Below are 18,151 nucleotides of genomic sequence, written 5' to 3'. Positions count from 1 at the left end.
GAATTCTCCCATGGAGACCCACCACCCCTTGCCGCTGCTCGGCGGACTCACGGCCGCGCAGTTCATGCGCCGCCACTGGCAAAAGAAACCGCTGGTCGTGCGCCAGGCCATTCCCGGCCTGCGCGCGCCTGTCGATCGCGATGCGCTGTTCGCGCTGGCCGCGAAGGAAGATGTCGAGTCTCGGCTGATCCGTCGCGTCGACAGCGGCTGGAAGCTGCGCCACGGACCGTTCCCGCGCCGTGCATTGCCTTCACGCAGCCAGCCTGGATGGACGTTGCTCGTGCAAGGCGTCGACCTGCACGACGACGCTGCGCATGCGCTGCTGCAATCGTTTCGGTTTTTGCCCGATGCGCGGCTCGACGACCTGATGGTCAGCTACGCGAGCGATACCGGCGGCGTCGGCGCGCACTTCGACAGCTACGACGTCTTCCTGCTGCAGGCCTGCGGACAGCGACGCTGGTCGATCGGGCGGCAGCGCGACCTGTCGTTGCAGCCCGATGTCCCGCTCAAGATCCTCGAACGGTTCGAGCCCGAAATGACCTTCGTGCTCGACGCCGGCGACATGCTTTATCTGCCGCCGCGTTATGCGCACGACGGGGTCGCGGTCGGCGGCGACTGCATGACGTACTCGATCGGGTTGCGCGCGCCCTCGGCCGCGGGGCTCGGGGCCGATTTGCTCGCGCGCATCGCCGAAGCGCAAGCCGACGAACTCGCCGACGCCACCGCCGTGGCGGTGCCTTATCGGGATCCCGCGCAGCCCGCCGTCGGCCAGCCTGCGGCGATGCCGGCGGCCCTCCAGGCCTTCGCGCGCAAGGCGGTCGAAGACGCCTTGCGGCAGTCCGATGTGATCGACCGTGCTCTGGGTGAATCCATGACCGAACCGAAAGCCAATGTGTGGTTCGAGAGCGGCGAGACGCCGGACCGTTTCGTTTCGCTGTCGCTCGATCGCCGCACGCGCATGCTGTACGACGATCGCCGCGTGTTCATCAACGGCGAGAGCTTTCGGGCCGCCGGACGCGATGCGACGCTCATGCGCCAGCTGGCCGATGCACGTTCGCTCGGGCCGCGGGCCTTGGGGCGCGCCAGCGAGGACGCGATTGCGCTGCTTCAAGACTGGTGCGAAGCAGGGTGGGTCCATGGCACCTGACGCGTTGCCCGATTTGGCCGCGTTGCCGGACGGCGCCTTCGATGGCCCCAAAGCCTTCGACACGAACCTGCGTATCGCGCTGGCGGCTGCCGCGCACCACAACTGGCGCGAGATCGTGCTGAGCGATCCCGCCTTCACCGACTGGCCGTTGGGCGAGCGTGCCACGCTGGAGGCGCTCCAGGCCTGGTCGCGCAGTGGCCGCAGCTTCATCCTGTTGGCCCAGCGCTTCGATGTGTTCGAGCGCGGACACGCGCGCTTCGTGCAATGGCGCCAGACCTGGAGCCACATCGTCGAATGCAGGGTTTGCAACGCGGCGGGCGCGCCGCCGGTGCCCAGCGCCATCTGGACGCCTTCGTGGTTCATGCACCGCGTCGACCCGGAGCGCGGGCGCGGCGTTTGCGGCCGCGATCCGGAGCGCCGCGCCGCGCTGCGCGAGCGCATCGACGAGTGCATTCGCCAGGGCAGGCCGGGTTTTCCGGCGTCGACGCTCGGCTTGTAAGCCGAGGGCCCGAATCCCGGCGAATTCGGTCGCTGCGCGGCCATCGAGGTCTAGAATTTTTGCATCGATATCCACTCAGGAGATTTCATGAAGAAATTTGTTCTCATCGCTTCGCTGGTCACTGCGGCTGCACTCACAGCTTGCGGCAAGAAGGAAGATGCCGCGCCGGCGGTGGTCACGCCGCCTCCGGCCGTGGTCACGCCGCCCGCTGCGCCCGCTGTAGAGTCCGCCGCCCCCGGTGCGATGTCGCCGACGCCGGCGCCCGATGCGACGATGGCGACCCCCTCCGCCGATGCGCCCAAGGACGCTGCTTCCGCGCCGAAGTAACCTGCATCACCCACAAGAAAAAGCCGCCCTCGGGCGGCTTTTTCAATGGATCAGACGTCCAGCCAGGGCGATCCGTCTGCAGCGGTCGCCGTGATCATGTCGTGCTCGGCCGCGCCGAGCGCTTCGGCCAGAACGCGTCGCACGATGTCCGGCCGGTTGTTCTGCTCGCTGAGGTGCGCCGCCACGACATGGCGAAGCCCGCCGTGCGCGATGGCGCTGGCAATCGACGCTGCAGCCGCGTTCGACAGGTGGCCGTAGTTGCCGCCCACGCGGTGCTTTAGGAAGGCCGGGTAGGCCGAAGTCGCGAGCAGGTCGCTGTCGTGATTGAACTCCAGCAGCATCGCGTCGAGTCCGGCGAGCCGCGCCATCACATGGGGGGTCGCGTGCCCGAGATCGGTCAGGATGCCCAGGTGCCGGGCGCCATCGGTGCAGCGAAGCTGGAGCGGTTCTTTGGCGTCGTGCGGCACGGTAAAGGGCTGCACGAGCAGCTCGCCGACTGCGATGTCGCTTGCGTCTACCGCGAAATGCACGCGCCCCTCGTAGTCGCGGCCGCCGGTGGCCAGCCATGTGCCCTCGCTCATCCACACGGGCACTCGATTTCGGCGGGAGAGGGCATGCGCGCAACCGATGTGATCGCCGTGTTCGTGCGTGACGAACACTGCATCGATATCGCCGGCGCTCAATCCTGCGCGGGCCAGCCGCGCGTCGAGGTGACGCAGGGCGAAGCCGCAGTCCACGAGCAGCCGCGAGGTGCGCCCGCCGCTGGTGGCTTCCACCAGCGTGGCGTTCCCGGTGCTGCCGCTGCCGAGGCTTCGGAAGCGCAGCACGCGGCTTACTTCATGTCGTCGGCAATGACCTGAACGATGCGCTGTGCGTTGGCGGACGTCTCGGGCGCGCCGGCTTCGTTCAGCACCGACACGGTGCTCTGCTCGCCCTGGCTCTTGACCAGCACGCGGAACTTGAGTGGCGCTTCGCCCTTGCCGCTCTGGCCGAAGCTGAACAGCTTCGACAGCACGCCGGGTTCGCTCTTGTCGGGGTTCGGCGGCACATAGCGCACGAAATAGGTTCCGGCGCTGCGATCGCGGTCTTCTACGGTGAAGCCGGTCCGGTCGAGTGCCAGGCCGACACGACGCCAGGCCCGCTCGAAGCCTTCGCTGATCTGGGCGACCGGCTGGCCGCCGATGTTCGTGACCTTGGCGGTTTGCACCGGTGCGGCCGTGGCGGCGAGCAGCTTGGCCTGCTCTTGTGACACGCCGAGCTTGACCATCAGGCGGCGCAGGAATTCGGTCTCGAGTTCAGGATCGACGGGGCGCGGCTGCCAGACGGTCTGGTCTTTGCGCTGGTTGCTGTAGACCTCTTCCATGCCGCGATGCGCGATGAAGATTTCGGTGGCGCCGTTCGGGCCACGTTCCATGCGGGTGCGGAAGCGATCGAGTTCGCCCGTGGAATAGATCGAATCGACCAGCTTGCCGATGGTGCTGCGAATGATGTCCTGCGGCAGCTTGGCCCGGTTCTCCGCCCAATCGGTCTCCATGATGCCGAGGTTGCGCTGCTCGGTGGTCAGCAGGAAGCCGTTCTCCTGCCAGAAATCCTTGACCGGATCCCAGAGTTGCTCGGGCGTGCGGTTGACGACGATCCAACGCTGCGTGCCGGCGCGTTCCATGCGCACGTCGCCGACGGCCGAAACGGCGGTGGGAAGGCCCGGCGCATTGGCCAGGCCGGCCTGATACGAATTGGCCGACACTGGGCCGCCGGGGACGGCGTAGCGGTTTTCGCGCGAAAGCTGCGAAAGGTCGGGCGGCACTTCGAGCGTCGGAGCCTTGCCGGCGCTCTTGTAGTCGATCTTGTCGGACTCGAGGACGGAGCAGGCGGCGAGGTTGGCAACCAGTGCCAGCAGTGCGAATCGCGAAAGGTTGTTCAAAGTCGTCTTCCTTGTTGGAATGGTTCGATCAGGTTGTCGGGTTACCGCAATGACAGCGTCAGAGCGGATTCCCGGCAAAAGGTTGCCTGGACCGCTCTGCGCGTGCGACAGAAAAGTGCGCTCAGTCCTTGAGCAGGCCGGTGTCGCGCAACGCGCGTTCCACCACGGGCCAATGGATCTCCGACAGCTCGGTCAGCGGCAGCCGCATCGCGCCGCCGCAGCGACCGAGACGCGCCATGGCCCACTTCAGCGGGATCGGATTCGGTTCGACGAACAGATGGCGGTGCAGCGGCATCAGTTCGAACTGGATGCGCATGGCCTTCTTCACGTCGCCGGCGATCGCCGCCACGCACAGTTCGTGCATCTTGCGCGGCGCAATGTTGGCCGTGACGCTGATGTTGCCCTGGCCGCCGCACAGCATGAGCGCGACGGCGCTGGGGTCGTCCCCCGAATACACCGCGAAGCTTTTCGGCAGATCGCGAATGAGCCACTGGGCCCGTTCGATGTTGCCGGTCGCCTCCTTGATGCCGATGATGCCCGGCACCTGCGCGAGGCGCAGCACGGTGTCGTGCGCCATATCGGCGACCGTGCGCCCCGGCACGTTGTAGAGCACGGTCGGGAGGTCGCCCACCGCTTCGGCGATGGCCTTGAAATGCTGGTACTGGCCTTCTTGCGTCGGCTTGTTGTAGTACGGGACCACCTGCAGCTGCGAATTCGCGCCGACGCCTTTGGCGAACTTGGCGAGTTCGATCGCTTCTTTGGTCGAGTTCGCGCCGCAGCCGGCCATCACTGGAACGCGGCCTTTGGCCTGTTCGACCGAGACGCGGATGATTTCGCAGTGCTCTTCGACGTCGACCGTCGGCGATTCGCCGGTGGTGCCGACCACACCGAGGCAGTCGGTGCCTTCGTCGATGTGCCAGTCGATGAGCTTGCGGAGGGCGGGGTAGTCGACACTGCCGTCTTCGTGCATCGGCGTGACCAGCGCGACGATGCTGCCTGTCAGTTGCTCCAAGGGGATCTCTTTGTCGGTTGGACGAAACCGGCATTCTACTGATTGGCCGGGCCCGACCCCAGCGAGTGGCGAGCCGGGTTTTCCTGAGGATCGACGGCGGGGCGGACCGCGGCGATCCGTTGTACGAAGCGCTCCGGTGCGGCCATGAAGCCGTTTTCGTACGCCACCACCCGCAACCCGGCGCAGGCCGTCAGCAGTTCGCCCGGCTGCAACAGGAAATCGGGGCGCGACGGCTTGCCGACAGTTTCGTTGCCCGCCGCAAAGGTTTCGTACAACAGGACGCCGCCCGGCGCGACGGCGCCGACGATGGCGGCAAGCCGTGGTCGCCAGAGATAGTTGGTGACAATCACTGCATCAAAAGTCTCGCCAGCCAACGGCCACGGTCCGCCTTCGATGTCGGCATGGACGGGGCGCACCGCCGGCCCGAGCGCGGCGATCGCATTGATCGCCGCCTGCGACCTGTCCACGCCGGTGACCGGATGGTTTCGCTCGACAAACCAGCGTGCGTGGCGGCCGCTGCCGCAGGCGACGTCCAGCACACGGCCGGCGCTCGGCACCAGATGCGACCAGCGCACGATCCAGCGCGAAGGCGCAGCAACGCCGTGGTCGGTGCTCAAAAGCAGGCCCAGACCTGGTCGATCATCGCGACCATGAACGCCGGTCGCGTGTAGAGCACGAAGACGCCGGCCAGCACCACGATCGCCAGCGCGCACCAGCCGGCCTGTGCCCAGCGATGACGCGCGGGCGACACCATGTCAGGCGGGCTGCGGCGTGGCGCGCACGATCGCAGTTTCCTTGACCGGCAGGTTGATCAGCGCCGCGAAAACGCCCAGCGCGATCGAGATGTACCAGACGATGTCGTAGCTGCCCGTCCGGTCATACAGATAGCCGCCCAGCCAGACACCGAGGAAGGAGCCGAACTGGTGGCCGAGGAACACGAAGCCGCTCAGCATCGACAGGTGCGCCACCCCGAAAATCTGCGCGACCAGCGCGTTGGTCGGCGGCACCGTCGACAGCCACAGGAAGCCGATCACCGCAGCGAACACATAAACCGAGAGCGGCGAGATCGGCACCATCAAAAAGACCGCGATCGCGATGGCACGCCCGAAGTAGATGGCCGCCAGGATCTTCCGCTTGGCCAGCTTTTGCCCCAGCGTGCCCGCGGTGTAGGTGCCGAACACGTTGAACAGCCCGATGAGCGCCAGCGCGTAGCTCGCCACCTCGGGCGATAGGCCCTTGTCGCGCAGATAGCTCGGCATGTGCACCCCGATGAAGACCACCTGGAAGCCGCAGACGAAATAGCCGGCCATCAGCAGGCCGAAGCTCGGGTATTTGAAGGCTTCGGTCACCGCCTGAACGATGGTTTGCTGGCGCGGGCATTGGCCGATAGCACGCGGGGCGGTTCGCGCAGGCCGAAGGCCAGCGGCACGACCAGCAGCACCACCGCCGCCAGCACCAGCAACGCCGTGTGCCAGCCGAACTGCGCGATCAGTTGCCCCTCGATCGGGACCATGAGGAACTGGCCGAACGAGCCGGCGGCTGCGGCCACGCCCATTGCCCAAGACCGCCGTTCCGCCGGAATCTGCCGCCCGATCACGCCGTAGATCACGGCGTAGGTGGTGCCTGCCTGCGCGGCGCCGATGAGCACGCCGGCCGTCATCGCGAACAAAAAGGGCGTCGGCGACAGCGCCATGCCGGCGAGGCCCAGCGCGTAGAGCACAGTGCCGATCAGCAACACGCGAAATGCGCCGAGCTTGTCCGCCAGCATGCCGGCGAAGACGCCGATCACGCCCCACGACAGGTTCTGGATCGCGAGCGCGAACGAAAAGGTCTGCCGCGTCCAGCCCTGCTCCTGGGTGATCGGTTGCAGCCAGAGGCCAAAGCCATGACGGATGCCCATCGAGAGCGTGACGATCAAGGCGCCGCACAGCAGGACTTGTTTGGTGGAAAGGGCGCGAGCCTGGGCGTTCATCCGGGCAATGTAGCCGCTGATGCGTCCTTCTGCTGCGGTCTGTACATCCATACAGTGCAGCGTCGCTCGACGAATACAATCCGCCCCCATGGCGACTCCTCCCAAGACTTCCTCAGTGACCCCGTCCGGCTATTCCGAAGGTTCGATCCGCGTCCTCAAGGGCCTCGAGCCCGTCAAGCAGCGGCCGGGCATGTACACCCGCACCGACAACCCCCTGCACATCATTCAGGAAGTGCTCGACAACGCCGCCGACGAGGCGCTCGCCGGGTACGGCAAGAAGATCAAGGTCACGCTGCACGCCGACCAGTCGGTCAGCATCGAAGACGACGGCCGGGGCATTCCGTTCGGCATGCACCCTGAAGAGAAGGCGCCGGTGGTCGAACTGGTCTTTACCCGGCTGCACGCCGGCGGCAAGTTCGACAAGGGCTCGGGCGGTGCCTACAGTTTTTCCGGTGGCTTGCACGGCGTCGGCGTGTCGGTGACCAATGCGCTGTCCAAGCGGCTCGAGGTGGTGTCGTACCGCGAAGGCAAGGTCGCCCAGCTCGCGTTCTCGGCCGGCGACGTGATCGAGGCACTCGAGATCCGCCCGCAGACCGCCGGCGACCGCAAGCAAGGCACCACGGTGCGCGCCTGGCCCGATGCCAAGTATTTCGAAACTGCCGTGCTGCCGATGGCCGAGCTGATGCACCTGCTGCGCAGCAAGGCCGTGCTGATGCCGGGCGTCACCGTGACGCTGGTCAACGAGAAGACCAAGGACATCCAGAACTGGCTGTACAAGGGCGGCCTCCGTGACTACCTGATGCAGACGCTCAACGGCGAGCCGGTGATCCCGCTGTTCGAAGGCGCGGGCCATGCCGACAAGAACGCCGACAACTTCGCCGAAGGCGAGGGCGCCGACTGGTGCGTGGCCTTCACCGAAGACGGCCAGCCGGTGCGCGAGAGCTACGTGAACCTGATCCCGACCAGCGCCGGCGGCACACACGAAAGCGGCCTGCGCGACGGCCTGTTCAATGCCGTCAAGAGCTTCATCGAATTCCATTCGCTGCTGCCCAAGGGCGTGAAGCTGCTGCCCGAAGACGTGTTCGCGCGCGCCAGCTACGTGCTGAGCGCCAAGGTGCTCGATCCGCAGTTCCAGGGCCAGATCAAGGAACGCCTGAACTCGCGCGATGCGGTGCGTCTGGTGTCCAGCTTCGTGCGCCCGGCGCTCGAGCTGTGGCTCAACCAGCACGTCGACTACGGCAAGAAGCTCGCTGAGCTCGCCATCAAGGCCGCGCAGACGCGCCAGAAGGCCGGCCAGAAGGTCGAGAAACGCAAGGGCTCCGGCGTGGCCGTGCTGCCGGGCAAACTGACCGATTGCGAGAGCAAGGACATCAGTCACAACGAGGTGTTTCTGGTCGAGGGCGATTCGGCTGGCGGCAGTGCCAAGATGGGCCGCGACAAGGAATGCCAGGCCGTGCTGCCGTTGCGCGGCAAGGTGCTCAACACCTGGGAGGTCGACCGCGACCGGCTCTTCGCCAACACCGAAATCCACGACATCTCGGTGGCCATCGGCGTCGATCCGCACGGCCCGAACGACCTGCCCGACATGAGCGGTCTGCGCTACGGCAAGGTGTGCATCCTGAGCGACGCCGACGTCGACGGCTCCCACATCCAGGTGCTGCTGCTCACGCTGTTCTTTCGTCACTTTCCGAAGCTGATCGACGCGGGGCACGTGTACGTCGCCAAGCCGCCTTTGTTCCGCGTGGACGCGCCGGCCCGTGGCAAGAAGCCGGCCTCCAAGGTGTACGCGCTGGACGAAGGCGAACTCGTCGCCACGCTCGACAAGCTGCGCAAGGACGGCGTGAAAGAAGGTGCATGGAGCATCAGCCGCTTCAAGGGCCTGGGCGAAATGAGCGCCGAGCAGCTGTGGGAAACCACGCTCAATCCGGACACGCGCCGCCTGCTTCAGATACGGCTTGGCCGCATGGATTTCACGGCGACCCAGGGCGAGATCACCAAGCTCATGGGCAAGGGCGAGGCGGCGGCGCGGCGTGAACTGATGGAGATCCGCGCCGACGACATCGAGATTGATGTCTAGCTGTCGCGCGTTGATGCTCGGCCTGCTGTTGCTCCTGCTCCAGCCGGTCGTCCACGCCGCCGACATCTACGGCTACGTCGACGAGCGCGGTACCGCGCATTTCGCGGCCGAAAAGCTGGATGCGCGCTATCAACTTTTCTTTCGTGGCGGGCAAAGTTTCGACACGGCCGAAGGTCTCGGCCGGCCCGGCGCGCCCGTGGCCGGCAAGGTGCCGCCCGCGTCGCAGACGCTGGTCGCGTTGTTCGAAGCCTCGCCCAGCTACAAGACCGTCAAGGCCGCGTTGCGCGAAGCCGCGCAGCGCCACGCCATCGACTACGAATTGCTCCAGGCACTCGTCGCGGCCGAATCGGGATTCGACGCGCAGGCGGTCTCGCCCAAGGGCGCGATCGGCCTCATGCAACTGATGCCCGCCACCGCGCAGCGCTATGGCGTGCAGGCCGACAAGAAGGCGACGATCGAGAAGAAGCTGTTCGACCCGCGCGTCAATATCGCCGCGGGGACGCGCTACTTGCGCGACCTCATCGCGCTGTTCCAGGGCGACCTCGAACTCGCCGTGGCCGCCTACAACGCGGGCGAAGGGGCGGTCCAGCGCGCGGGCAACAAGATCCCCAACTACAAAGAGACGCAGAATTACGTGAAGACGGTGCTGCAGCTCTACGCCTACCTGAAGCCCGGTGGGGGCGGCGTTGCGAAAGGCGGCGGCAAGGCGCCCGGCCGGGTGAAGATGGAGATCGGCGGTGCGCTCGGACGCGGCAACATGCCGCCATCGCAGCCGGTGCAGATGCCCGAACTGTCTTCGCCGCTTCTCACGACGCCGCCACCCACTTCGCCTTACATGCCTGCAGCGCCCGCGACCGACAACTGACACCCACCCGATTTTTCCGAACGACAGACAGACGATGGACGATTCCCAACCCCCGCTCGATCTCACCCCGCCGTCCGTGCCGCCCGAGCCCGATGCCGACGGCACGGTCACGCTGGCCGACTACGCGCAAACCGCCTACCTCGAGTACGCGCTGAGCGTGGTCAAGGGCCGCGCACTGCCCGACGTGTCCGACGGCCAGAAGCCGGTGCAGCGCCGCATCCTTTATTCGATGTCGCGCATGGGGCTCGGCTTTGGCGGTGCCAACGCCACCGTCGGCGCCAAGCCGGTGAAAAGTGCCCGCGTCGTCGGTGACGTGCTCGGCCGCTTCCACCCGCACAGCGACCAGGCCGCCTACGACGCGCTGGTGCGCATGGCGCAGGACTTTTCGCAGCGCTATCCGCTGGTCGACGGGCAAGGCAACTTCGGAAGCCGCGATGGCGACGGCGCCGCCGCCATGCGCTACACCGAAGCGCGGCTCGCGCGCATCACCAGCCTGCTGCTCGACGAGATCGACGAAGGCACGGTCGACTTCATCCCCAACTACGACGGCTCGACGATCGAGCCGCGCCTCTTGCCCGCGCGCCTGCCGTTCACGCTGCTCAACGGCGCGAGCGGCATCGCGGTCGGCCTGGCCACCGAGATCCCGAGCCACAACCTGCGCGAAATTGCGGATGCCTGCGTGGCGCTCATCAAGAGCAACGGCAAGCTGAGCGAAGAGGAGCTCTTCACGATCATTCCCGGGCCGGACTATCCGGGCGGCGCGCAGATCATCAGCGGCGCCGGCGACATCGCCGAGGCGTATCGCACGGGCCGGGGCTCGCTCAAGGTGCGTGCCCGCTGGAAGATCGAAGACCTGGCGCGTGGCCAGTGGCAGCTCGTGGTGAACGAGCTGCCGCCGGGCGTCAGCACGCAAAAGGTGCTCGAAGAGATCGAGGAGATCACCAATCCGAAGCTCAAGGCCGGCAAGAAGGCGCTCTCCGCCGACCAGACGCAGCTGAAGGCCGGCATGCTGTCGGTGCTCGACGTGGTGCGCGACGAATCGAGCAAGGACGCGGCGGTGCGCCTGGTGTTCGAGCCCAAGACCTCGCGCATCAGCCAGGAAGAATTCATCACCACGCTGCTCGCGCAGACCTCGCTCGAAACCTCGTCGTCGATCAACCTGACGATGGTCGGCATCGACGGCAAGCCGACGCAAAAATCGTTGCGCCAGATGCTCAACGAGTGGATCGCCTTCCGCGAGATCACGGTCGAGAAGCGCTCGCGCCATCGCCTGGACAAGGTGCTCGACCGCATTCACATCCTCGAAGGCCGGCAGCTGGTGCTGCTCAACATCGACGAGGTGATCGCGATCATTCGCGCGGCCGACGACCCCAAGGCGGCGCTCATCGCGCGCTTCAACCTCAGCGATCGCCAGGCCGAAGACATCCTCGAGATCCGGCTGCGGCAGCTCGCGCGCCTCGAAGCCATCAAGATCGAGCAGGAGCTCAAGGGCCTGAAGGAAGAGCAGAAGAAGCTCGAAGACATCCTCGGCAGCCCGGCCACCCTGCGCCGCCTGCTGGTGAAGGAAATCGAGCAGGACGCCAAGACCTTCGAGGATGCGCGCCGCACGCTGATCCAGGCCGAGAAGCGCGCAATCGCCGAAGTCAAGGTCATCGACGAGCCGGTCACGGTCATCGTGTCGCAGAAGGGCTGGGTCCGTGCACAGAAGGGCTGGGCCAGCGAGCGGGCCGACAAGTCCGCGGCGGGCACGGCCACCGCCGTCGAGTACGCTTTCAAGTCCGGCGATTCGCTGTATGGCGCCTTCGAGTGCCGCACGGTCGATACCCTGCTGGTGTTCGGCACCGCGAAGGACAAGGGCGTGCGGGTGTACACGGTGCCGGTGGCGTCGCTGCCCGGCGCGCGGGGCGACGGCCAGCCGATCACGACGTTGATCGAGCTGGACAGCGGAACGCAGGTGGCGCACTACTTCGCCGGGCCGGTCGGCGCCAGCGTGCTGCTGTCGAACACCGGCGGCTACGGTTTCATCGCCGCGGTCGAAAACATGATGTCGCGCCAGCGCGGCGGCAAGGCCTTCATCGACGTGGGCGAAGGCGAGCAACTGTGTCGGCCCTCGCTGGTCGGCGGCGCGAGTGGTGCCGAGCCGATGCCGGCAGCGACGCATGTCGCGTGCGCGTCGGCCGGCGGCCGCATCCTCACTTTCGAGATCAGCGAACTCAAGAGCCTGCCCAAAGGCGGACGCGGCTTGACGCTGATCGATCTCGACCCCAAGGACACGCTGGCCGGTGCGGCGGCCTACACGCGCAGCGTGAAGATCGAGGGCTCGGACGCGGCGGCAAGGAGCGCGACGAGACATTGGAGATCCGCAGCCTGAACAACGCCCGCGCTGCGCGCGGTCGCAAAGGCAAGGCGGCGGACCTCGGCTTCAAGCCGACCACGATCGTGCGGGTGCTGTGATGGACGTCGGACCCATCGCCATCGTGATCGCGCTCGTCAGCGGTCTCGCCAGCTTCCTGATCGGTCGCTGGCTGTCGCGCAGCCGGCGCGAGAAAAAGGCAGCGCGTGAGCGCGCCGTGACCGAGGCGGCGCAGAGCCGCCAGGTGCGGCGCGCGCGCGAGCGCCGCAAGCAACGCTGAAACCCTCCAATCACACGAGACCCTCCATGCTCACCATCCATCACCTCGGCAAGTCGCAATCCGAACGCATCCTCTGGCTCTGCGAAGAGCTCGGCGTCCCGTATGCGCTCAAACACTACACGCGCGATGCCGTGACGAACCTGTCGCCGCCCGAACTGAAAGCGCTGCATCCGCTCGGCGCCGCCCCGGTGATCACCGACGACAACCTCCTGCTGGCCGAGTCGGGCGCGATCATCGATTACATCCTCGCCAAGTACGGCGATGGGCGCCTCGTGGTGGCACCGGACCACCCGGACTTCTCGCAGTATCTCTACTGGCTGCACTTCGCGAACGGCAACTTCCAGCCGAACATGGGCCGCAACATGATCCTCAGCCGGCTCGACCTGCCGGCCGACAACGCCGTGCTCGTCGGCACGCGCGGGCGGTTGACGCTGGTGCTGGATCTGCTGGAGGCCAGGCTGGGCGAGGTGGCCTACCTTGCGGGCGCCGACCTCACTGCGGCGGACATCATGCTGGTGTTCTCGCTCACGACCATGCGCTACTTCTATCCGCTGGACCTCGCGCCGTATCCGCACATCCTGGCCTACCTCGGCCGCATCGGCGCCCGCGAGGCCTACCAGCGCGCCATGCAGAAGGGTGACCCCGGCATGGCGCTGCTGCTCACCTGAGCGGCTACTTCAACCCGGCCCACCAGCGCACGTTCTTGCGCGGCGCGCCGACCGTGAGCACCTCGCCGATTTCCGGCGTGGCGAGGTCGATCTGGCGCGCTTCCGACAGGTCCGCGATGCGGTCCAGGGGTTCGTGCCACGTGTGGAAGGCGAGGTCGAAGGTGCTGTTGTGCACCGAGTACAGCACCTTGCCGCGAAGATCCTGAAAGGCCTGCACGCTCTGCTCGGGCGTCATGTGCACGGCGGGCCAGTAGGCGTCGTACGCGCCGTTTTCCATCAGGGCGAGGTCGAAGCCACCGAAGCGGTCGCCGATCTCCTTGAAGCCTTTGAAGTACCCCGAATCGCCGCTGTAGAAAATGCGCTGCGTGCCGCTCTGCACGATCCACGATGCCCACAGCGTGCGGTCGCGATCGTTGAGCGTGCGTCCCGAAAAATGCTGCGCCGGCGCAGCAGTGAGTTGCACGCCGTCGTGCGTGGCGGATTGCCACCAGTCCAGCTCGGTAATGCGCGAGGGCGACACGCCCATGTCGACCAGCCGTGCGCCCACGCCGAGCGGCACGAAGTAATGTTGCACCCGGTCGCGCAGGTATTCGATGGTCGCCACGTCGAGGTGGTCGTAGTGGTCGTGCGAGAGGATCAGCCCCTCGATCGCAGGCAACTGCTCGAGCTTCATCGGCGACGCATGAAAGCGCTTCGGCCCCACGAAACTGAAGGGCGAGACGCGCTCGCTGAACACCGGGTCGATCAACCAGAACTTGCCGCGCAGCTTGAGCAGGTGCGACGAGTGCCCGAGGCGCACCACATGGTTGGCGCCCGCATCGAGGGCTTCGAGTTGGGCCGGGGTGAGCGCGCGCACCGGGATCGGGTCGACAGGCACGGTATCGACCTTGTCGCCGAACACAAAACGGCTCCAGATGGTCCAGCCGCTGGCCGAAGGCAGGGCCTGGGGATTCGGCGGGTTCGAGAAGCCGCACCCCTTGAACTGTGGCGACGCTGAAAAGGGCGACTCGCAATTGCCTGTGCTCGTGCAGGCCGCGACCAGACCGAGCAATGCCAGCGCGACCCACCGGAGAGGGCGAATGCGGGACGACGGCGAGAGGAAGAGGAGGTGTTTCAGCGAATGCCTTCCTGCTGCGCGACGGAGCGCGCATCGCGCGACCATACCTGGAGCAGGAAATCGGACTCGTCATGGCGAACGAGGCGCGGCAGGCCGAGCTCAGCCAGCGCCGCGTGGACGGCATCGGTCGTGGCGGCGCGCTCGGCGAAATCGGGGCGCCAGTCACAGGCGACCAGCGTGCCGTCGACCGCGAGCGACTCGGCGCAGAAGCGCGCCAGCATCCGGATCGCGCGCTCGTCGAGAAAGTAGGCGATCTCGCTCACCACGATCAGGTCGAACGGCCCTTGCGCATGCGGCCAATCGACCGGCAACACCTGCTGCTCGATCGACACATTGGGCAGCGCCTGCGTGCGTTCACGCGCCGACGCCACGGCCGCCTCGGAGAAATCGCTGGCCAGGAGGCTGTCGCATCGTTCGGCCAGTTGCAGCGTGAGTTCGGCGGCGCCGCAGCCGGGCTCGAAAGCATTCGTGTAGCGACGTTGCGGCAGGGAGGCCATCAGCACGCTGCGCTTGCGTTCTTCATACCAGCGGGTGCGCACGGCATACGGATCGGTGCTCTCGCTGTACAGGGCGTCGAAGTAACCCTTTTTGCCTTCTGTCATGCGAAAAATACCTCGAAGGGGCGTGCAGCACGCGCCACGGTGGTGCTGCGAAGAATAGGGCCGGCGCCGGTCGACGCGTCGGGTTGCAACTGGCTCTGGAAACACTGCACCGCGCTCTGCTTGCGGCGAGAGGCGTCCGCGTCGAGCAGGAGCCGGCGCGCGCGCTGCCAGGGTATGCGCGTATCGCCGGGAACGGCCCAATGCCATGCCCACACGGGCACTTCGAGCAGTCGCGCTCCTGCGCGTCGGGCCGCGAGGGCGCAGCCCGCGCCGGTCTGGTCGTGATCGGTATGGCCGTCGTGTCGCCAGGTGGTGACGATCACGTCGCCGGGCAGCAGCAGCGGTTGCAGCGCCGCGGCCAGGATGTCGCGCCGCACTTCGCCATCGGGCAGGCGCAGGCGGATCGGCTCCAGGTCGCGCAGGCCGAGCTGTTGAAGGGCTTGGCGGCTCTCTTGGGGGCGCTCGCGCTGCAGGCGTTCGGCGGTCCACTCGGTCGATCCGTGGTGGCTGCGGGTGCCGTCGGTCACCGCGATCCATTGCACCTGCGTGCGGCCACGGCCGAGCAGGCTCAGCAATCCGCCGGATGCCAACACCTCGTCGTCCGGATGCGGCGCCACGACCACCACGCGTGCGCCTGCGGGCACCAGGTCGGCCGCCGACGCGACGGGCAGGCGCGCGAGGCCGGGCCAGCGCAACCATGCGGGCTCGGAGGTTCCAAGCCCTTCGATCGCGCGATCGTTGACGCGCCTTGCGATCACAGTGTCCATAGCGGTGCCTTCGTATCAAGTAAATGGATGCCGAGTGCCGCCAGGTCGCGTTCGGCGTGGCTCTGCCTCAGGAAAACCGGGAGGTCGGCCATCGCCTGCGCAAAACGCGCATCGCGACACAGCGGCCCGGCGCCGACCGCGCGGCCGGCGTGGTGCATGACGACTTCCGCGGCCCGCTCGACGCCGAGACGAACGCGCAGGGCGACGCCGTGCGCATCGGCATCGGGCTGCGCGTCGATCCAGTGGGCAGCTTCGCGCAACAGCGCGGCCGCACCGCTCAGCGCCACGTCGATCGCGCCGAGGTGCGCGAGCCGGTGCGGCTCGCTGGCACCGCGCGATCGCTCGCGCGTCATCAGGGCGATGCCGCAGGCGCCGCCGTACCAGCAGGCCGCGACGCCGGCGCCGCCATGCCAGAAGCCGGCGCGCCGCGTGTAGTCGCCCGGCACGCCGAGCTGCACCGCCTCGGCGCCGTCGAATCGCACGTCGACGCTGCCGCTGCCGGCCATGCCGACGGCGTGCCAGCCCTGGTCGGTGACGGTCACGCCGGGCTGGTCGAGGGCGACGGCGGCAAGGCAGGCCTCACCTGCGGCATTCCAGCCGCTGACCACGGCGTGGGTCACGCTGGCAGCGCCCGAGCACCACGACTTGGTGCCGTGCAGTTGAACCCCCGCGCGGGCCCCGTTGGATTCGAAGGTGACGCGCGCATCGGGCGGTTCGGCGCACCAGGTCGCCCAGCGCTCGCCGGTGACGGGCGCAGGACCGTGCAACTCGGCCAGGATCGCCAATGCGTCGGTGTGGCCTTCGAACAGTTTGACGAGCGAGAGGTCATGCGCGGCGACAGCAGCCAGCTGCTGCCAGCGCACGAGGGTGTGGCCTGCGCCGGGCAGCGGCACGCAGTCGACGCCGGCATCCACCAGGGTGGCAAGGCGCAGGGCACGCCCATGGCGCTTTTGCAGTCGGGAAATTTCTTCCCGTTCTGGTGTGGTGGCGTGCATGTCGGACATCGGCAAGGAGCATCCCAACATTTCCTGCCAGTGCCGTGGGTGTCGTCCGTCAGGTGACGTAGGAGGCTGCGACAAGTCGCGGATCAGGGCAATCCCTGATGCGTCTCTGAAACCGGTTTCATACACTGCGGGCCATTGCACACACACCGGGCACGCCCGGCCCTTTCTCAGTGAACTACCAATTTCAGTTCGAAGCCGTGTTCGCGGCCTGGCCGTTGCTGCTCAAGGGCACCTGGATCACCATCCAGCTGTCGCTGATCGCCACCGTGCTCGGTCTGGTCGTCGCGATCTTCTGCGCCTGGGGCAAGACCGCCGGGCCGGGCTGGCTGCGCTTCATCGTGAATGCCTACATCGAGGTGATCCGCAACACGCCGTTCCTCGTGCAGCTGTTCTTTTTCTTCTTCGCGCTGCCGGCCATCGGCCTGCGCTGGTCGCCGCAAACGGCCGCGCTGGTGGCCATGGTGGTGAACCTCGGCGCCTATGCGACTGAGATCATCCGTGCAGGGATCGAGTCGATTCCCAAGGGGCAGATCGAAGCGGGCAGGGCGCTCAATCTCAAGGGCTGGGAAATCTTCCGGTTCGTCATCATCAAGCCGGCGCTCAAGGCGATCTACCCGGCGCTCACGAGCCAGTTCATCCTGCTGATGCTGAGCTCGGCAGTCGTATCGGTGATCTCGGCGGACGACCTCACCTCGGTGGCGGCCAACCTGCAATCGCAGACCTTCCGCAGCTTCGAGATCTACATCGTCGTCGCCGCGATCTATCTGGCGCTCGCGCTGGCGTTCTCGGGATGTTCAAGCTGATCTATCAGCGCTTGCTCAACTATCCGGACCGCCGGTAAGCCCAAGGAAACATCACCATGCGTACCTTCGGTTATCCCGAATTCCTGTTCATCCTCGAAGCGGCCCAATGGACGCTCGCGCTGTCGGCGATCGCGTTTGTCGGCGGTGCGATCCTCGGCCTCGCCATCGCGCTGATGCGCACGTCGGAATCGCGCTGGGCGCGCGGCGTCTCGATGGTCTTCATCCAGATCTTCCAGGGCACCCCGCTGCTCCTGCAACTGTTCCTGATCTTCTTCGGCGCGCCGGTGTTCGGCCTGGACATCAATCCGTGGGTCGCGGCCGGTGCGGCGCTCATCCTCAACAGCGCAGCCTTCCTCGGCGAGATCTGGCGGGGCTGCATCGAGGCCATCCCGCGCGGCCAGTGGGAAGCGGCCGAGGCGTTAAGTCTCAAGTACGGCGCCCGCATGCGCGACGTGGTGCTACCGCAAGCTTTCAAGATCGCGCTGGCGCCGACGGTCGGCTACCTCGTGCAGATCATCAAAGGCACGTCGCTCGCGGCGATCATCGGGTTCACCGAGATCACGCGCGCCGGGCAGATCATCAACAACGCCACCTTCCAGCCGCTCATCGTGTTCTCGGTGGTGGCCGCCATTTACTTCGTCATCTGCTGGCCGCTGAGCATCCTTGCAGCCCGCATGGAGCGTCGGCAGGCGCGATCGCTCGCGCGCTGACCTTTTTTCGATCGACTTTTCTTCGAT

The 18,151-nt window shown here is 66.7% G+C and carries 17 protein-coding genes and 3 pseudogenes; 10 read left to right on the top strand and 10 right to left on the bottom strand.

Annotated features, from left to right (window positions below; translation table 11 throughout):
* Nucleotides 1–10: 10 nt before the first annotated feature.
* From AX767_RS02110 to AX767_RS02100, 3 genes are all read left to right on the top strand, one after another.
* Complete coding sequence (locus AX767_RS02110; protein WP_068628220.1) at nucleotides 11–1,147, top strand: JmjC domain-containing protein; 1,137 nt, start codon at nucleotides 11–13, stop codon at nucleotides 1,145–1,147.
* On the top strand, nucleotides 1,137–1,646 hold the full coding sequence (locus AX767_RS02105; protein ID WP_068628218.1) for a hypothetical protein: 510 nt from the start codon (nucleotides 1,137–1,139) through the stop codon (nucleotides 1,644–1,646). The genes AX767_RS02110 and AX767_RS02105 overlap by 11 nt, the downstream gene beginning before the upstream one ends.
* 87 nt (nucleotides 1,647–1,733) lie before the next feature.
* Complete coding sequence (locus tag AX767_RS02100) at nucleotides 1,734–1,973, top strand: hypothetical protein (RefSeq protein WP_068628216.1); 240 nt, start codon at nucleotides 1,734–1,736, stop codon at nucleotides 1,971–1,973.
* Between the two features lie 50 nt (nucleotides 1,974–2,023).
* On the opposite strand, the gene AX767_RS02095 is transcribed toward AX767_RS02100, so the two are convergent.
* The 6 genes and pseudogenes from AX767_RS02095 to AX767_RS02075 form a co-directional block, all read right to left on the bottom strand.
* The gene (locus tag AX767_RS02095; protein ID WP_068628215.1) at nucleotides 2,024–2,800 is read right to left on the bottom strand and encodes an MBL fold metallo-hydrolase; all 777 of its coding nucleotides are present in this window, start codon (nucleotides 2,798–2,800) and stop codon (nucleotides 2,024–2,026) included.
* A 5-nt stretch (nucleotides 2,801–2,805) separates the two neighbouring features.
* A complete protein-coding gene (bamC, locus tag AX767_RS02090; protein ID WP_068628214.1) occupies nucleotides 2,806–3,894 on the bottom strand; it encodes an outer membrane protein assembly factor BamC in 1,089 nt (362 codons plus the stop codon).
* Nucleotides 3,895–4,015: 121 nt separating this feature from the next.
* Nucleotides 4,016–4,864: a 4-hydroxy-tetrahydrodipicolinate synthase gene (gene dapA / locus AX767_RS02085; RefSeq protein WP_068633255.1), complete on the bottom strand. Its 849-nt coding sequence runs from the start codon at nucleotides 4,862–4,864 to the stop codon at nucleotides 4,016–4,018.
* Nucleotides 4,865–4,941: 77 nt separating this feature from the next.
* Complete coding sequence (locus tag AX767_RS02080) at nucleotides 4,942–5,523, bottom strand: class I SAM-dependent methyltransferase (RefSeq protein ID WP_068628212.1); 582 nt, start codon at nucleotides 5,521–5,523, stop codon at nucleotides 4,942–4,944.
* Nucleotides 5,520–5,657 (bottom strand): hypothetical protein, encoded by a 138-nt coding sequence (locus tag AX767_RS21500; RefSeq protein WP_210392675.1) that lies wholly within the window; start codon nucleotides 5,655–5,657, stop codon nucleotides 5,520–5,522. The genes AX767_RS02080 and AX767_RS21500 overlap by 4 nt, the downstream gene beginning before the upstream one ends.
* A 4-nt stretch (nucleotides 5,658–5,661) precedes the next feature.
* A pseudogene (locus tag AX767_RS02075) lies at nucleotides 5,662–6,878 on the bottom strand (MFS transporter).
* Nucleotides 6,879–6,966: 88 nt separating this feature from the next.
* Here AX767_RS02075 and AX767_RS02070 point away from each other — a divergent pair.
* The 5 genes and pseudogenes from AX767_RS02070 to AX767_RS02050 all read left to right on the top strand — a co-directional run bounded on the left by AX767_RS02070 (nucleotide 6,967) and on the right by AX767_RS02050 (nucleotide 13,121).
* A complete protein-coding gene (locus AX767_RS02070; protein WP_068628205.1) occupies nucleotides 6,967–8,955 on the top strand; it encodes a DNA topoisomerase IV subunit B in 1,989 nt (662 codons plus the stop codon).
* On the top strand, nucleotides 8,948–9,820 hold the full coding sequence (locus AX767_RS02065; protein ID WP_068628203.1) for a lytic transglycosylase domain-containing protein: 873 nt from the start codon (nucleotides 8,948–8,950) through the stop codon (nucleotides 9,818–9,820). The genes AX767_RS02070 and AX767_RS02065 overlap by 8 nt, the downstream gene beginning before the upstream one ends.
* Nucleotides 9,821–9,854: 34 nt before the next feature.
* Nucleotides 9,855–12,274: pseudogene (gene parC, locus AX767_RS02060) on the top strand (DNA topoisomerase IV subunit A).
* Nucleotides 12,274–12,453 (top strand): hypothetical protein, encoded by a 180-nt coding sequence (locus AX767_RS02055; protein WP_068628200.1) that lies wholly within the window; start codon nucleotides 12,274–12,276, stop codon nucleotides 12,451–12,453. Before parC ends, AX767_RS02055 begins: the two are co-directional and overlap by 1 nt.
* Nucleotides 12,454–12,479: 26 nt before the next feature.
* Complete coding sequence (locus tag AX767_RS02050) at nucleotides 12,480–13,121, top strand: glutathione S-transferase family protein (protein WP_068628197.1); 642 nt, start codon at nucleotides 12,480–12,482, stop codon at nucleotides 13,119–13,121.
* 4 nt (nucleotides 13,122–13,125) lie between these two features.
* On the opposite strand, the gene AX767_RS02045 is transcribed toward AX767_RS02050, so the two are convergent.
* From AX767_RS02045 to AX767_RS02030, 4 genes are read right to left on the bottom strand one after another with little or no spacing between them, the layout of a single operon-like run.
* Nucleotides 13,126–14,178 carry an MBL fold metallo-hydrolase gene (locus tag AX767_RS02045; protein ID WP_443082773.1) on the bottom strand — a complete coding sequence of 351 codons (1,053 nt, stop codon included), beginning with the start codon at nucleotides 14,176–14,178 and terminating at the stop codon, nucleotides 13,126–13,128.
* A gap of 56 nt (nucleotides 14,179–14,234) precedes the next feature.
* Nucleotides 14,235–14,840 (bottom strand): class I SAM-dependent methyltransferase, encoded by a 606-nt coding sequence (locus tag AX767_RS02040; protein ID WP_068628195.1) that lies wholly within the window; start codon nucleotides 14,838–14,840, stop codon nucleotides 14,235–14,237.
* Complete coding sequence (locus AX767_RS02035; protein WP_068628193.1) at nucleotides 14,837–15,607, bottom strand: PIG-L deacetylase family protein; 771 nt, start codon at nucleotides 15,605–15,607, stop codon at nucleotides 14,837–14,839. Before AX767_RS02035 ends, AX767_RS02040 begins: the two co-directional genes overlap by 4 nt.
* On the bottom strand, nucleotides 15,595–16,602 hold the full coding sequence (locus AX767_RS02030; RefSeq protein WP_156480936.1) for an acyl-CoA dehydrogenase: 1,008 nt from the start codon (nucleotides 16,600–16,602) through the stop codon (nucleotides 15,595–15,597). Before AX767_RS02030 ends, AX767_RS02035 begins: the two co-directional genes overlap by 13 nt.
* A gap of 179 nt (nucleotides 16,603–16,781) precedes the next feature.
* Here AX767_RS02030 and AX767_RS02025 point away from each other — a divergent pair.
* Both AX767_RS02025 and AX767_RS02020 read left to right on the top strand, forming a co-directional pair.
* Nucleotides 16,782–17,452 (top strand): annotated as a pseudogene (locus AX767_RS02025) (amino acid ABC transporter permease).
* Nucleotides 17,453–17,470: 18 nt separating this feature from the next.
* Complete coding sequence (locus tag AX767_RS02020) at nucleotides 17,471–18,124, top strand: amino acid ABC transporter permease (protein WP_068628186.1); 654 nt, start codon at nucleotides 17,471–17,473, stop codon at nucleotides 18,122–18,124.
* The last annotated feature ends 27 nt before the right edge of the window (nucleotides 18,125–18,151 follow it).

It is taken from the genome of Variovorax sp. PAMC 28711 (genome assembly GCF_001577265.1).
Taxonomy (GTDB): domain Bacteria; phylum Pseudomonadota; class Gammaproteobacteria; order Burkholderiales; family Burkholderiaceae_C; genus Variovorax.
Note: the sequence above shows the minus strand (reverse complement) of the source record. Positions and strands in the feature narration are given on the sequence as shown.